Raw genomic sequence first — 15,096 nt, 5'->3', positions numbered from 1 at the left:
CGAAGGCCCCAAAACCCAGATGCCGGCGCGCCGCAAGGCGCGCAAAAGGGCGCTGGACGTCCTCTACGAGGCGGACATGCGCGATCTGCCGCCGGTGCAGGTCCTCGCGACCTACCTCGACAGGATCGCCAAGCCGCGCCCCGACCACCTGGATTACACGGTCAGCCTGATCGAGGGCGTGGCGAAGAATCTCGACCGGATCGACGAGCTGATCGCCAGCTACGCCGAGGGCTGGACCATCGACCGCATGCCGGTCATCGATCGCAATCTGGCGCGGATCGCGGTCTTCGAGCTGCTCTACGTGGGCGAGATCGACGACCCGGTGGCGATCTCCGAGGCGGTTGAGCTGGCCAAGCAGATGTCCACGGATGATAGCCCGAGGTTCCTGAACGGTATTTTGGGAAGAATCGCGGAATTCGCTAGTCGGTGAGGCTTGTCACGAACGGCCCGGGCTTTTGTCCGGGCCGTTCGTCGTTTCCGTGGTCGGTCTTGTCCGGTCCCGTGCCCGGCTTACACCATTTGGAAATTCTGGACCTTCGACACCGTCTGTGACCCGGCCGCCCGTCCCCGCCACCAGGTTGACGCAGAGCAACCCCCGGACGATCAGCCCAGCGTTTCGTCGACCGTGGCCGCGCCGGCGGCGTGGTGTGCCGCGACGACGGCGTCGATCGGCAGCGCCGCGTAGACGTGCGGGAAGGAGCCGTGCTCCGGGGTCTCCTCCCAGCGAACGTGGTCGCCGAGCACCTCCGCGTCCAGGGCCACGATGATCAGGGCCGGCTCGTCCGCGAAGAACCGGGCCGCCGTGGCGCCCACCTGCTCGCGGGATGAGCAGTGGACGTAGCCGCTGCTGTGGTCGAACGGCGAGCCGTCGAACCGGCCCGCGGCCTGGAACGCGGACCACTCGGAAGGAAGCAGGATCTTGTAGATCAACACCGTCCCAAAATGCCAGGCGGTCGCCGTTTCCGCCAGCTTCGGGGACAGACGCGAAGAGGGGACCCGCGCAGGCGGGACCCCTCTTTCGGCGGTGGCGATCAGGAGGCGAAGAACGCCCGCGGGTCGGCGACCAGCACACCCTGCTCGGTCAGGCGCTCGATGAGGCCGGACGGCGAGATGTCGTACACGATGGCGAGCGCGCGCAGGTCGTCGGCACGGATCGACAACACGCGTCCGTTGTAGTCACCGCGCTGCTGCTGGATGGCCCGGGCGTACCGTGCGACGTACGCCAGGTCCTCACCGGCGGCGTCGTACAGCTTCTCCAGGTCCAGCACGATCTTGTTGGTTGCCTCGAGGCGGACTCCGCTGCCGTCGGGCAGCAGTTCCGAGACGGGGACGCGGTAGAAGTCGGCCAGTTCGGCGAGGCGCGAAACGGTGACGGCGCGATCGCCGCGCTCGTACGAGCCCACCACGACGGCCTTCCAGCGGCCGTTCGACTTCTCTTCCACGCCCTGCAGAGACAGGCCCTGCTGCTGGCGGATGGAGCGCAGGCGGGCGCCCAACGACTTGGCGTACTCAGACGGCATTCGGACACTCCCAGTACTGTGCTGGCCCGGAGGGTTCTTCCTCGGATCGCTACGCTGCGTGACGGTACGGAGTTTGCAACCTCTGGTCAAGTGTCGGATACCGATGAGTCACCGAGCCGGCGAGAGAGTTGCCCGCATTCGTCCGTCTGGTCCGCGGGTCAGCCACGTCACCATGGTCATCGCCGCGCTCACTGGTAACGTAGCGTCAGCCATCAGGAAGTCCGCACTCGGGCCCCTGACCGACATCCTTTAACGACCCGTCCCGTGAGGCGGGGAAGGGGGTCCGCTGTGGCGTCAGTAAGCGACACCCACATCGGTAATGCGCAAGGAAAGACCTCGCAAGGTAAGACCGTTCTTTCCTCAGCTGATCTGCACCGGGTCGTCGACCGGATCGCGCATCAGATTCTTGAGAAGACCTCCGGGGCCACCGGCACAGTTCTGCTCGGCATCCCGACCCGCGGTGTCCCGCTGGCCCGCCGGCTGGCCGCCCGCATCCACGCCTTCGAAGGCATAGACGTGCCGGTCGGCGCGCTCGACATCACCCTCTACCGCGACGATCTGCGGTTGCACGCCACCCGCGCGCTCGGCAAGACCGAGATCCCGGGCGACGGCATCGACGGGCGCCGGGTGATCCTCGTCGACGACGTGCTCTTCTCCGGCCGCACGGTGCGGGCCGCTCTCGACGCGCTCGGCGACGTCGGCCGGCCCAGCTCCGTGCAGCTCGCCGTGCTGGTCGACCGCGGCCACCGGGAGCTGCCCATCCGCGCCGACTACGTCGGCAAGAACATCCCCACCGCGCTGTCCGAGAGCGTGCGCGTGTCGCTCGCCGAGACCGACGACGGCGTCGACGAGGTACGGCTCTCCGGCTCGGAGGTTCCCCGATGATCAAGCACCTGCGCTCGGCGGCCGACCTGGACGCCGAGACCGCCACCCTGATCCTGGACACCGCGGGCGAGATGGCCGCGCTGGCCGGCCGCGAGGTCAAGAAGCTGCCGACGCTGCGCGGGCGGACGGTGGTCAACCTCTTCTACGAGGACTCCACCCGGACCCGGATCTCGTTCGAGGCGGCGGCCAAGCGGCTCTCCGCCGATGTGATCAACTTTTCGGCCAAGGGCTCCAGCGTCTCCAAGGGTGAGAGCCTCAAGGACACCGCGCTGACCCTGCAGGCGATGGGCGCCGACGCCGTCGTGATCCGGCACCCGGCCAGCGGCGCGCCGCACCGGCTGGCGTCCTGGGTGGACGGCTCGGTGATCAACGCCGGCGACGGCACCCACGAGCACCCGACCCAGGCGCTGCTGGACGCATACACGATGCGCTCCCGGCTCGGGAAGATCGCGGGCCTCAACGTGGTCATCGTGGGTGACGTGCTGCACAGCCGGGTCGCCCGCTCCAACGTCCTGCTGCTCTCCACGCTGGGCGCGCGGGTCACCCTGGTCGGGCCGCCGACACTGGTCCCGGTGGACATCGCTGCGGCGCTCACCCCGGCCGTGGAGAAGCCACGGCTGGAAGTGTCATACGACCTCGATAGCGTCCTTCCCGACGCGGACGTCGTGATGATGCTGCGGGTGCAGACCGAGCGGATGCAGGATTCCTACTTCCCCTCCGCCCGGGAATACTCCCGCCGCTACGGACTCGACGTGCCGCGGATGAGAAAGCTGCCGGAGCACGCGATCGTCATGCACCCCGGGCCGATGAACCGGGGCATGGAGATCGCGCCCGAGGTGGCCGACTCGTCCCGCTCCACGATCGTCGAACAGGTCGCCAACGGCGTCAGCGCGCGGATGGCCGTCCTTTACCTGCTGCTCGGAGGAAAAGCGTGACCGCGTACCTCGTCAAAGGCGTCTCCCTGCTCGGCGCCGCACCGGCCGACCTGCTGATCAGGGACGGGGTGATCGCCACCGGTTCCGCCGAGGGCGCCGAGGTGATCGACGCCGAGGGCCTGGTCGCCCTGCCCGGCCTGGTCGATCTGCACACCCACCTGCGCGAGCCGGGCCGGGAAGACGCCGAGACGGTCGAGACCGGCTCGCGCGCCGCGGCCCTCGGCGGTTACACGGCGGTCTTCGCGATGGCCAACACGTCGCCCGTCGCGGACACCGCCGGCGTGGTCGAGCAGGTCTGGCGCCTCGGCCGCGAGGCCGGCCTGGTCGACGTGCAGCCGATCGGCGCGGTCACCGTCGGGCTGGCCGGCAAGCAGCTCGCCGAGCTGGGCGCGATGGCCAGCTCGGCGGCCAACGTGCGGATCTTCTCCGACGACGGCCACTGCGTCGCCGACCCGCGCCTGATGCGCCGGGCCCTCGAATACGTCAAGGCGTTCGACGGCATCATCGCCCAGCACGCCGAGGAGCCGCGGCTCACCGAGGGCGCCCAGATGCACGAGGGCACCGTCTCCACCCGGCTCGGCCTGACCGGCTGGCCCGCGGTCGCCGAGGAGGCGATCATCGCCCGCGACGTGCTCCTGGCGGAGCACGTCGGCAGCCGCCTGCACGTCTGCCACGTCTCCACCGCCGGGTCCGTCGAGGTGCTGCGCCAGGCCAAGGCCCGGGGGGTACGGGTGACCGCCGAGGTCACGCCGCATCACCTGCTCCTGACGGACGAGCTCGCCGCCAGCTACGACCCGGTGTTCAAGGTGAATCCGCCGTTGCGGACCGCCAAGGACGTCGAGGCGCTGCGCCAGGCGCTGATCGACGGCGTGATCGACATCGTCGCCACCGACCACGCACCGCACGCCGTGGAGGACAAGGAGTGCGAGTGGGCGTACGCCCGCCCGGGCATGGTGGGCCTGGAGACCGCGCTGCCGGTCGTCCTCTCCGTGCTCGGTGAGCAGTGGGAGCTCATCGCCGAGCGGATGTCCCGCGCCCCGGCCCGCATCGCCGGGCTCGCCGGGCACGGCACCGACCTGACGGCCGGGACGCCTGCCAACCTGACGCTCGTGGACCCGTCCGCCCGCCGGGTCGTCGACCCGGCCGAGCTGGCGAGCCGCAGCCGCAACACACCGTACGCGGGCACCACCCTGCCGGGTCGCATCGTCGCGACCTTCCTCCGGGGAGAGCCGACAGTCCTGGACGGGAAGGCCGTCAAGTGAAACCAGCAGTTCTCGTGCTCGAAGACGGGCGCACATTTCGTGGCAATTCGTACGGGGCCGAGGGGGAGACCTTCGGCGAGGCGGTCTTCACCACCGGCATGACCGGCTACCAGGAGACGCTGACCGACCCGTCGTATCACCGGCAGGTCGTCGTGCAGACCGCGCCGCAGATCGGCAACACCGGCGTCAACGCCGAGGACGACGAGTCCGACCGGATCTGGGTCGCCGGCTACGTGGTCCGCGACCCGGCCCGCCGGCCGTCCAACTGGCGCTCGACCGGCGACCTCGGCGAGCGGCTCGCCGCCGAGGGCGTGGTCGGCATCAGCGGCATCGACACCCGCGCGCTGACCCGCCACCTGCGCTCCCTCGGCGCCATGCGGGTGGGGATCTCGTCGGTCGACCTCGATCCGGCGGCCCTGCTCGAGCGCGTCCGTGCCCAGCCGCAGATGCTCGGCGCCGACCTCTCCGCCGAGGTCACCACGGCGGCGCGATACACGGTCGACGCGATCGGCCAGCACCGTTACACGGTCGCCGCGCTGGATCTGGGCATCAAGCGCAACGTCTCCCGGCGCCTGGCCGAGCGCGGCGTGACCACGCACATCTTCCCGGCCTCGTCCACCATCGACGACCTGCTCGCGGTCAGCCCCGACGCGGTCTTCCTCTCGCCCGGGCCCGGCGACCCGGCGACCGCCGACGTCCCGGTCGCCTTGGCGCGGGAGGTGCTGCGCCGCCGGCTGCCGCTGTTCGGCATCTGCTTCGGCAGCCAGATCCTGGGCCGGGCGCTCGGCTTCGGCACCTACAAGCTCGGGTACGGCCACCGCGGCATCAACCAGCCGGTGTTCGACAAGACCACGGGCAAGGTCGAGGTCACCTCGCACAACCACGGCTTCGCGGTCGACGCTCCGCTGGACAAGGTCATCGACACCGAGTTCGGCGGCGTCGAGGTCTCGCACGTCTGCCTCAACGACAACGTGGTCGAAGGGCTGCGGGCCCTGGAAGTGCCCGCGTTCACGGTCCAGTACCACCCCGAGGCCGCAGCCGGCCCGCACGACGCGGACTACCTGTTCGATCGCTTCGTGGAGCTTGTGGAAAAGGTGGATGCCTGATGCCGAAGCGCACTGATCTGCAGCACGTGATGGTGATCGGTTCGGGCCCGATCGTCATCGGCCAGGCCTGCGAGTTCGACTACTCCGGCACCCAGGCGTGCCGGGTGCTGCGCGCCGAAGGGCTGCGCGTCTCGCTGGTCAACTCCAACCCGGCCACGATCATGACCGACCCGGAGTTCGCCGACGCCACCTACATCGAGCCGATCACCCCGGAGTTCGTCGAGCTGGTCATCGCCAGGGAGCGCCCCGACGCGATCCTGCCGACCCTGGGCGGGCAGACCGCGCTGAACACCGCGGTCGCCCTGCACGAGAACGGCGTCCTGGCCAAGTACGGCGTCGAGCTGATCGGCGCGAACATCGACGCGATCCGCAAGGGCGAGGACCGCCAGCTCTTCAAGGACATCGTGGCCAAGGCCGGTGGCGAGACGCCGCGTTCCCGGGTCTGCCACTCGATGGACGAGGTGCACGCGGCGGTCGCCGACCTGGGCCTGCCGGTGGTCATCCGGCCGTCGTTCACCATGGGCGGCCTCGGCTCCGGCATGGCGCACAACAACGAGGACCTGGACCGCCTCGCCGGCGGCGGCCTCGCGGCCTCGCCGGTGCACGAGGTGCTGATCGAGGAGAGCGTGCTCGGCTGGAAGGAATACGAGCTCGAGCTCATGCGCGACAAGCACGACAACGTCGTGGTGATCTGCTCGATCGAGAACGTCGACCCGATGGGCGTGCACACCGGCGACAGCGTCACCGTCGCGCCCGCCATGACCCTGACCGACCGTGAATACCAGAAGCTCCGCGACCTGGGCATCGCCGTGCTGCGCGAGGTCGGCGTCGACACCGGCGGCTGCAACATCCAGTTCGCGATCAACCCGGCCGACGGCCGGCTGGTCGTCATCGAGATGAACCCGCGGGTGTCCCGCTCCAGCGCGCTGGCGTCGAAGGCCACCGGCTTCCCGATCGCCAAGATCGCCGCGAAGCTGGCCATCGGCTACACCCTGGACGAGATCCCCAACGACATCACGCTCAAGACGCCGGCCGCGTTCGAGCCGGCGCTGGACTACGTGGTGGTGAAGATCCCGCGGTTCGCGTTCGAGAAGTTCCCCGGCGCGGACCCGGAGCTGACCACCACGATGAAGTCCGTGGGCGAGGCGATGAGCCTGGGCCGCAACTTCGCCGAGGCGCTGAACAAGGCGATGCGCTCGATGGAGACCAAGGCCGCGGGCTTCTGGACCCTCGCGGATGACGCGGATCTCGACTCCACTCTGGCGGCCTTGCGCATCCCTCACGACGGGCGGCTCTACACGGTCGAGCGCGCGTTGCGCCTGGGGGCGACGGTCGAGCAGGTGCACGAGGCCAGCGGCGGGATCGACCCGTGGTTCCTCGACGAGATCGCGGCCCTGATCGAGCTGCGTGGGGTCGTCGAGGCCGCCCCGGTGCTCGACGAGGCGCTGCTGCGCCGGGCGAAGCGCGCGGGCTTCTCGGACCGGCAGCTCGCGGCGCTGCGACCCGAGTTCGCCGGCGAGGACGGCGTCCGCTCGCTGCGGCACCGGCTCGGGGTGCGACCGGTCTACAAGACCGTCGACACCTGCGCCGCCGAGTTCGCCGCGGACACGCCGTACCACTACTCCACGTACGACGAGGAGACCGAGGTCGCGCCCTCGGACAAGCCCAAGGTGCTGATCCTGGGCTCCGGGCCGAACAGGATCGGGCAGGGCATCGAGTTCGACTACTCGTGCGTGCACGCGGTCATGGCCCTGCGCGAGGTCGACTTCGAGACCGTCATGGTCAACTGCAACCCGGAGACCGTCTCCACCGACTACGACACCGCGGACCGGCTCTACTTCGAGCCGCTGACCTTCGAGGACGTCCTCGAGGTGTTCCACGCCGAGGACACCTCCGGCAAGGCCGCCGGCGGGCCCGGCGTGGTCGGGGTGATCGTCCAGCTCGGCGGCCAGACCCCGCTCGGGCTGGCCAAGCGGCTCAAGGCCGCGGGCGTGCCGATCGTCGGCACCTCGCCCGAGTCGATCGACCTGGCCGAGGACCGCGGCGCGTTCGGCCAGGTGCTGGCCCGGGCCGGCCTGCGCTCGCCCGACCACGGCACGGCGACCAGCTTCGACGAGGCCAAGGCCATCGCCGACGAGATCGGCTACCCGGTCCTGGTCCGGCCGTCGTACGTGCTCGGCGGCCGCGGCATGGAGATCGTGTACGACGAGCCGACCCTGGCCGACTACATCGCCCGGGCCACCGAGATCTCGCCGGACCACCCGGTGCTGGTCGACCGCTTCCTGGACGACGCGATCGAGATCGACGTCGACGCGCTCTGCGACGCCACCGGCGAGGTCTACCTGGGCGGCGTCATGGAGCACATCGAGGAGGCCGGCATCCACTCCGGCGACTCGTCCTGCTCGCTGCCGCCGGTCACCCTGGCCGGTTCGCACCTGGTCGAGGTGCGCCGCTACACCGAGGCGATCGCCCGCGGGGTCGGCGTCCGGGGCCTGCTCAACGTCCAGTACGCGCTGAAGGACGACACGCTCTACGTGCTGGAGGCCAACCCGCGCGCCTCCCGGACGGTCCCGTTCGTCTCCAAGGCGACGGCGGTGCCGCTGGCCAAGGCCGCCGCCCGGATCATGCTCGGCGCCACCATCAAGGAGCTGCGCGAGGAGGGCATCCTCTTCCGCAGCCGCGACGGTGGCGAGACCCCGGCGAACGCGCCGATCGCGGTCAAGGAGGCGGTGCTGCCGTTCAAGCGCTTCCGCACCCCGTCCGGCAAGGGCGTGGACAGCCTGCTCGGCCCGGAGATGAAGTCGACCGGCGAGGTCATGGGCATCGACCCCGCCTTCGGCCCGGCGTTCGCCAAGTCGCAGGCCGCGGCGTACGGCTCGCTGCCGACCAGCGGCAAGATCTTCGTCTCGGTGGCCAACCGGGACAAGCGCTCGATGATCTTCCCGGTCAAGCGGCTCGCCGACCTGGGCTTCACGATCGTCACCACGGCCGGCACCGGCGAGGTGCTGCGCCGGCACGGCATCGAATGCGAGATCGTGCCCAAGCACTTCGAGAGCCCGGGCCAGAACGCGGTGGCGCTGATCCAGGCCGGCGAGATCGCCCTGATCATCAACACCCCGCAGGGCTCGGGCGCCAGCGCCCGCTCGGACGGCTACGAGATCCGCAGCGCCGCCGTCACGCACGACATCCCGAGCATCACCACCGTGCCGGGCGCGGCGGCGGCGGTGATGGGCATCGAGGCCCTGATGCGCGGCGACATGACCGTCCGCCCGCTGCAGGAGCTGCACGCGATGCTGCGGGAGAGCGAGTGAGCGAGCTTGCCGTCACCCGAGCGCCGGCGGAGGTGACGGCGTGAGCTTGTTCACGAACGCCGTCCGGCCGGTCCTGTTCCGGCTGGGCGGCGGCGACGCGGAGAAGGCCCACGAGTTCACGCTGGGCCGGCTGGCGTCGCTCGGCGCCCGTTCGCGGGCGCTGTTGAGCAGCCGTTATGCGGTGCGAGCCCCGGTGGAGGCCTTCGGCGTGCGGTTCGCAAACCCGGTGGGGCTGGCGGCCGGCATGGACAAGAACGGCGTGGCCCTGCCGGCCTGGCCCGCGCTGGGCTTCGGCTTCGTCGAGGTCGGCACGGTCACCGCGAAGCCGCAGCCGGGCAACGACAAGCCCCGGCTGTTCCGGCTGCGGGACAGCGAGGCCGTGATCAACCGGATGGGCTTCAACAACGCCGGCGCGGCGGCCCTCGCCGCGCGCCTGGCCGCGCTGGGGCCGCTGGACGTGCCGCTGGGCGTCTCGCTGGGCAAGTCCAAGGTGACCCCGCTGGAGGAGGCGGTGGACGACTACCTGACGTCCTACAACCTGCTGCATCCGTACGCGGACTACATCGCCGTCAACGTGTCGTCACCGAACACCCCCGGGCTGCGCACGCTGCAGGACAAGTCGGCGCTGGGCGCGCTGCTCGGTGCCCTGGTGGGCGCCAAGCCGGTGCTGGTGAAGATCGCCCCGGACCTGACCGAGCCGGCCATCGCGGAGTTGCTCGAGGTGTGCCTGGCCCACGGCGCGGCGGGCGTGATCGCGACCAACACCACCCTGTCGCGCGACGGCCTGGCGGCGGCCGACCAGCCCCGGGCGGATGAGGCGGGCGGCCTGTCGGGACGGCCGCTGACCGAGCGGGCCCGCAAGATCGTCCACTTCGTCCACCAGGAGACGGGCGGCCGGCTGCCGATCATCGGCGTGGGCGGCATTCTCGAGCCGGACGACGCGACCCGCATGTTCGACGCGGGCGCGGCGCTGGTCCAGCTCTACACCGGCTTCATCTACCGCGGCCCGGCCCTGGTCAAGGCCGCGGCACACGCCTACGCGAAGCTTGGGGAGAAGGCCCGGCCGTGACCCGGGGCCGCCCGGCGGCCGGTTCGGTCGTGGGCTCCGCCGCCGTCGATGATCTTGTTCCGGGGGCGGCCCCGGGCGGTCCGCGGGGCCGGTCTTGACCGGCGGGCCCGGCGGCCGGGGCGAGGCCGAGCTGCTGGCGCTGGACCGGGCGCATGTCTGGCACCCCTACGGGCCGATGCCCGGGCGCAACGAGCCCTACGTCGTCGAGAGCGCCGAGGGCGTCCGCCTGCGCCTGGCCGACGGGCGTGAGCTGATCGACGGCATGTCGTCCTGGTGGGCCGCCATCCACGGCTACCGGCACCCCGCGCTGGACGCGGCGCTGGCCGACCAGGCCGGCCGGATGAGCCACGTCATGTTCGGCGGGCTCACCCACGCGCCCGCCGTCGAGCTGGCCACCACCCTGGTCGAGCTGACCCCGGAGGGGCTTGAGCACGTCTTCCTCTGCGACTCCGGCTCCGTGGGGGTCGAGGTCGCCATCAAGATGGCCCTGCAGGCCCAGCTCGCCCGGGGCCGCCCCGGCCGCCGCCGGCTCGCCACTTGGCGCGGCGGCTACCACGGCGACACGTTCCATCCGATGAGCGTCTGCGACCCGGTCGGCGGGATGCACCAGCTCTGGGGCGGCGTGCTGCCCGCCCAGGTCTTCGCCGGCCCGCCACCGGCCGGCTACGACGAGGCGTACGCCGCCGAGCTGACCGAGCTGGTCGCCCGGCACGCCGACGAGCTCGCCGCCGTCATCGTCGAGCCGGTCGTGCAGGGCGCCGGCGGCATGCGCTTCCACCATCCGGAGTATCTGCGGGTGCTGCGCGAGGCCACCGCCGCACACGGCGTCCTGCTGATCTTCGACGAGATCGCGACGGGCTTCGGCCGTACCGGTGAGCTCTTCGCCGCCCACCACGCCGGGGTGACCCCCGACATCATGTGCCTGGGCAAGGCCCTGACCGGGGGATATCTGACCCTGGCCGCCACCCTCTGCACCGCCGCGGTGGCGCACGCGGTCTCCGCCGGCAGCGCCGGCGGGCTGGCGCACGGGCCGACCTTCATGGGCAACCCGCTCGCGTGCGCCGTCGCGAACGCCTCCATCGGCCTGCTGCGGGCCCAGGACTGGCGGGGGCAGGTCCGGCGTATCGGAGACGGCCTCCAGGCCGGCCTGGAGCCGCTGCGGGGTGCTGCCGGGGTCGCTGACGTCCGGGTCCTGGGCGCGATCGGCGTCGTGCAGCTCGATCACGACGTCGACGTGGCCAAGGCGACCGCCGCCGCGGTGGCGTCCGGCGTCTGGCTGCGGCCGTTCCGGGACCTGATCTACACGATGCCGCCGTACGTCGCCGACGACGCCGACATCGCCCGCATTACCCGAGGAATCGCCGCGGCGGTGTCCGCCACCTGACACGGAAGTGAGAACGTCCCTATGGAGTCCTTCGGAAGCCGCCTGCACCGCGCCACCGGACAGCGGGGGCCGCTGTGCGTCGGCATCGATCCGCACGCCGCTCTGCTCGCCAAGTGGGGTCTCTCCGACGACGTCGCCGGCCTGGAACGCTTCGCCTTTACGGTCGTCGAAGCACTGGCCGATCGGGTCGCCGTGCTGAAGCCGCAGTCGGCTTTCTTCGAGAGATTTGGGTCACGTGGCATCGCCGTTCTTGAGTCAACTATCCGACAGTCACGCGAGGCCGGTGCGCTGGTCTTACTCGACGTGAAGCGCGGCGATATCGGCTCGACGATGGCGGCCTACGCAAGCGCTTACCTGAATCCGGACAGTGCGCTCTGTGCTGACGCGATTACTGTGAGTCCCTATCTCGGCGTCGGCTCTTTGCGCCCCGCATTCGACGCGGCGGCCGAATATGGCGGCGGCGTTTTCGTTCTCGCGCTGACCTCGAACCCCGAGGGCGCGAGCGTCCAGCACGCCGTCGGCGCCGGCGGCCGAACCGTCGCGCAAACCGTGATCGACGAGATTTCGCAGGTCAACGTGGGTGCGGAGCCGCTCGGCAGCGTCGGGCTGGTGGTCGGCGCGACCATCGGCGAGACCGGTCACGACCTGTCGAAAGTGAACGGCCCGCTGCTCGCTCCGGGCCTCGGAGCACAGGGCGGAAGCCCCTCAGACCTACGCAAGATCTTCGGCGAGAGCCTGCGGAACGTGCTGCCTTCGTACTCACGCGAGGTCCTCGGCGCGGGCCCCGATGGGGCTTCGCTGCAGGCCGCGGCGGACCGCGCGGCGGCCGCCTGTCGTGCCGTGATCGGGTGAAACGGCCTGCTTACCAGGCCTGCTCCGGTCCGGGTGGGGGGTACCCCCACGTTGCCGAAACCGCCGTTGACCGCTAGTTTTCCCGGCGCCGGGAACCACATGCCCCTTTGGTTCCCTGGCACACCACGTTTCACAGAGTGCCGGTATTGAACTACCGGCGCGATAGGGACCTGAGGAGAACTGGTGCCGCTCCCGCAACTAAGCCCCGAGCAGCGTAAAGCCGCGCTGGAGAAGGCCGCGGAGATTCGCAAGGCCCGGGCCGAGCTGAAGGATCAGCTCAAGTCTGGCAAGACCACCCTCGCCGCCGTGCTCGACCGGGCGGAAGGCGACGATGTCGTCGGCAAGCTGAAGGTCTCGGCCGTGCTCCAGGCGCTGCCGGGCATTGGCAAGATCCGGGCTACCCAGATCATGGAGAAGCTCAAGATCGCCGACAGTCGCCGTCTTCGTGGCCTCGGCGAGCAGCAGCGTAAGGCCCTCCTGGGGGAGTTCGCTGCGAACTGACTCATCGGCTCGTGTAGGAATGAGCCGTGAGCATGGATGACGACGCGCGCCCGGCAGCCCGACTCACCGTCCTGTCCGGCCCCTCGGGGGTGGGCAAAGACAGCGTGATCGAGCTGATCCGGGCGCGCTCGCCATGGATCAAGCTGTCGGTGTCGGTGACAACCCGCAAGAAGCGCGACTACGAGACCGACGGTGAGCATTACCACTTCGTCACCCGTTCGGAGTTCCAACGCCTCGTCGAGGGCGATCAGCTGCTCGAGTGGGCGGAGTTCGCGGGCAACCTCTACGGCACGCCCCGGGCTCAGGTCGAGGGCTGGCTCGCCCAGGGCCGGCCGGTGCTGCTGAAGATCGACCTGCAGGGCGCCCGCCAGGTGCGGGCCACGATGTCCGACGCGCAGCTCGTCTTCCTGGCGCCGCCCAGCGTCGAGGAGCTCAAGCGCCGGCTGATCGGGCGCGGCACCGACGACGAGGAGACCATCAAGCGCCGGCTGGCGCACGCCGACGAGGAGCTGGCCGCCGAGAAGGAGTTCGACCGCACCGTGGTCAACGACTTCGTCGAGCGGGCCGCAGACGAGCTGGTAGGATTGCTCGGTTCGTCGTTTCTGACTCCCGCTCAGCCACCCGGTGTCTAGCAGGAATTAAGGAAGTACATCACTGTGGGAACCATCGCCAACCCCGAAGGCATCACCAACCCGCCGATCGACGAGCTGCTCGACAAGACCTCGTCGAAGTATTCGCTGGTGATCTTCGCGGCCAAGCGCGCCCGCCAGGTCAACGCCTACTACAGCCAGCTCGGTGAGGGCCTCCTCGAGTACGTCGGACCGCTGGTCGAGACCACTCCGCAGGAGAAGCCGCTCTCGATCGCGATGCGTGAGATCAACGCCGGTCTGCTGACCGCCGAGGCGACCGACAACCCCTGACCGCTGTTTCGCCGTGCACCCGCGCCCGCTGACCGCGGGCGCGGGTTTTTCGTTGACGGGGGTGTGCCCATGCCCGAGATCGTGCTCGGCGTGTGCGGCGGGATCGCCGCGTACAAAGCCTGTGAGCTGCTGCGGCTGTTCACCGAGTCGGGTCACGGCGTCCGCGTCGTGCCCACCGCGTCCGCGCTGCGGTTCGTCGGCGCGCCGACCTGGGCGGCGCTGTCCGGCCGGCCGGTGACCACCGAGGTGTGGGATGACGTGCACGAGGTGCCGCACGTGCGCATCGGCCGGCAGGCCCAGCTCGTCGTGGTCGCGCCCGCGACCGCCGACATGCTCGCCAAGGCAGCGCACGGCATCGCCGACGACCTGCTGACCAACACGCTGCTCACCGCGACGTGCCCGGTCGTCTACGCGCCTGCGATGCACACCGAGATGTGGGAAAACGCGGCCACCCAGGCGAACGTCGCGACGCTGCGGGCCCGCGGCGCGGTCGTCATCGAGCCGGCTGTGGGCAGGCTCACAGGCGCCGATACCGGCAAGGGTCGGTTGCCGGATCCGGCGCAGATCTTCGCCGCCGCGCTGCGCGTGCTGCGCCGCGGCGCCTCCGCGGAGACCGACCTGACCGGCCGCCGGGTGGTCGTCACCGCAGGCGGCACCCGGGAGCCGTTGGACCCGGTGCGGTTCCTCGGCAATCGTTCCTCCGGCAAGCAGGGCTACGCCCTGGCCCGCGCGGCGGTCGCCCGTGGGGCGCGCGTCACCCTCATCGCGGCGAACGTCACTCTGGCCGATCCGGCGGGCGCCGACGTGGTCCGGGTCGGCACCACCGAGGAGCTGCGCAAGGCGACGGTCGAGGCCGCGGCGGACGCCGACGTGGTCGTGATGGCGGCCGCGCCGGCCGACTTCCGGCCGGCCACGATCGCCGGCCAGAAGATCAAGAAGAGCGACGGGGGTACGCCGCCCACGCTCGAACTGGTCACCAATCCGGACATCGCCGCCGAGTTGGGCGCCGCCAAACGCCCTGGCCAACTGCTCGTCGCCTTCGCCGCGGAGACCCATGACGCGCTGGAGAACGCCCGCGGCAAACTGGTGCGCAAACGCGCGGACCTGATCGTCGTCAACGAGGTGGGCGTCGACCTGGTCTTCGGTGCCGACAGCAACACGGTCACCATTCTCGGCGCCGACGGCAGTAGTGTCGCCCTCGGCGAACTTCCCAAAGACGATGTGGCCGATGCGATATGGGATCAGGCGGTAGCCCGCCTCGATCCGCAGGTCGGTGGCGTTGGGACGGCCTGAGGCCGGGCCAGAGTCTGCCTGCGGCGGTGACTACACTGCCGCGGAACGAAACTTCGAC

At 70.4% G+C, this 15,096-nt stretch carries 15 protein-coding genes; 13 read left to right on the top strand and 2 right to left on the bottom strand.

Going from position 1 to position 15,096, the window contains the following annotated elements; translation table 11 throughout:
- The first annotated feature begins 19 nt into the window (after positions 1 to 19).
- Positions 20 to 430, top strand: coding sequence for a transcription antitermination factor NusB (gene nusB, locus DMB66_RS23575; RefSeq protein WP_199752588.1), 411 nt, complete (start codon positions 20 to 22; stop codon positions 428 to 430).
- Between the two features lie 173 nt (positions 431 to 603).
- Here nusB and DMB66_RS23570 read toward each other — a convergent pair whose 3' ends face one another.
- On the bottom strand, positions 604 to 933 hold the full coding sequence (locus DMB66_RS23570; protein WP_233624791.1) for a DUF952 domain-containing protein: 330 nt from the start codon (positions 931 to 933) through the stop codon (positions 604 to 606).
- Between the two features lie 98 nt (positions 934 to 1,031).
- Positions 1,032 to 1,520, bottom strand: a complete 489-nt coding sequence (locus tag DMB66_RS23565; RefSeq protein WP_015624001.1) for a transcriptional regulator — start codon at positions 1,518 to 1,520, stop codon at positions 1,032 to 1,034.
- A 312-nt stretch (positions 1,521 to 1,832) separates the two neighbouring features.
- On the opposite strand from DMB66_RS23565, the gene pyrR reads away from it, so the two are divergent.
- From pyrR to coaBC, 12 genes are all read left to right on the top strand, one after another.
- Positions 1,833 to 2,405 (top strand): bifunctional pyr operon transcriptional regulator/uracil phosphoribosyltransferase PyrR, encoded by a 573-nt coding sequence (pyrR, locus tag DMB66_RS23560; protein ID WP_125806338.1) that lies wholly within the window; start codon positions 1,833 to 1,835, stop codon positions 2,403 to 2,405.
- On the top strand, positions 2,402 to 3,340 hold the full coding sequence (locus tag DMB66_RS23555) for an aspartate carbamoyltransferase catalytic subunit (protein ID WP_125806296.1): 939 nt from the start codon (positions 2,402 to 2,404) through the stop codon (positions 3,338 to 3,340). Before pyrR ends, DMB66_RS23555 begins: the two co-directional genes overlap by 4 nt.
- Positions 3,337 to 4,602, top strand: a complete 1,266-nt coding sequence (locus DMB66_RS23550; RefSeq protein ID WP_125806295.1) for a dihydroorotase — start codon at positions 3,337 to 3,339, stop codon at positions 4,600 to 4,602. Before DMB66_RS23555 ends, DMB66_RS23550 begins: the two co-directional genes overlap by 4 nt.
- Entirely contained in the window at positions 4,599 to 5,708 is a 1,110-nt protein-coding gene (gene carA, locus DMB66_RS23545) for a glutamine-hydrolyzing carbamoyl-phosphate synthase small subunit (protein WP_125806294.1), read from the top strand. The genes DMB66_RS23550 and carA overlap by 4 nt, the downstream gene beginning before the upstream one ends.
- Positions 5,708 to 9,019: a carbamoyl-phosphate synthase large subunit gene (carB, locus tag DMB66_RS23540; RefSeq protein ID WP_125806293.1), complete on the top strand. Its 3,312-nt coding sequence runs from the start codon at positions 5,708 to 5,710 to the stop codon at positions 9,017 to 9,019. The genes carA and carB overlap by 1 nt, the downstream gene beginning before the upstream one ends.
- A 40-nt stretch (positions 9,020 to 9,059) precedes the next feature.
- Positions 9,060 to 10,088 (top strand): quinone-dependent dihydroorotate dehydrogenase, encoded by a 1,029-nt coding sequence (locus DMB66_RS23535; RefSeq protein WP_125806292.1) that lies wholly within the window; start codon positions 9,060 to 9,062, stop codon positions 10,086 to 10,088.
- Positions 10,089 to 10,182: 94 nt separating this feature from the next.
- On the top strand, positions 10,183 to 11,472 hold the full coding sequence (locus DMB66_RS23530; RefSeq protein WP_125806291.1) for an adenosylmethionine--8-amino-7-oxononanoate transaminase: 1,290 nt from the start codon (positions 10,183 to 10,185) through the stop codon (positions 11,470 to 11,472).
- Positions 11,473 to 11,493: 21 nt separating this feature from the next.
- On the top strand, positions 11,494 to 12,324 hold the full coding sequence (gene pyrF / locus DMB66_RS23525) for an orotidine-5'-phosphate decarboxylase (protein ID WP_125806290.1): 831 nt from the start codon (positions 11,494 to 11,496) through the stop codon (positions 12,322 to 12,324).
- A 183-nt stretch (positions 12,325 to 12,507) separates the two neighbouring features.
- Positions 12,508 to 12,825: an integration host factor, actinobacterial type gene (gene mihF / locus DMB66_RS23520; protein WP_125806289.1), complete on the top strand. Its 318-nt coding sequence runs from the start codon at positions 12,508 to 12,510 to the stop codon at positions 12,823 to 12,825.
- A 32-nt stretch (positions 12,826 to 12,857) separates the two neighbouring features.
- Positions 12,858 to 13,457 (top strand): guanylate kinase, encoded by a 600-nt coding sequence (gmk, locus tag DMB66_RS23515; RefSeq protein ID WP_125806288.1) that lies wholly within the window; start codon positions 12,858 to 12,860, stop codon positions 13,455 to 13,457.
- 24 nt (positions 13,458 to 13,481) lie between these two features.
- A complete protein-coding gene (rpoZ, locus tag DMB66_RS23510) occupies positions 13,482 to 13,745 on the top strand; it encodes a DNA-directed RNA polymerase subunit omega (RefSeq protein WP_015623990.1) in 264 nt (87 codons plus the stop codon).
- A 69-nt stretch (positions 13,746 to 13,814) separates the two neighbouring features.
- Positions 13,815 to 15,038 carry a bifunctional phosphopantothenoylcysteine decarboxylase/phosphopantothenate--cysteine ligase CoaBC gene (gene coaBC, locus DMB66_RS23505; RefSeq protein WP_125806287.1) on the top strand — a complete coding sequence of 408 codons (1,224 nt, stop codon included), beginning with the start codon at positions 13,815 to 13,817 and terminating at the stop codon, positions 15,036 to 15,038.
- Positions 15,039 to 15,096 lie beyond the last annotated feature (58 nt).

It is taken from the genome of Actinoplanes sp. ATCC 53533, from assembly GCF_003947245.1.
The sequence above is the reverse complement of the archived record's forward strand: the minus strand, read 5'-3'. Positions and strand labels throughout refer to the sequence as shown.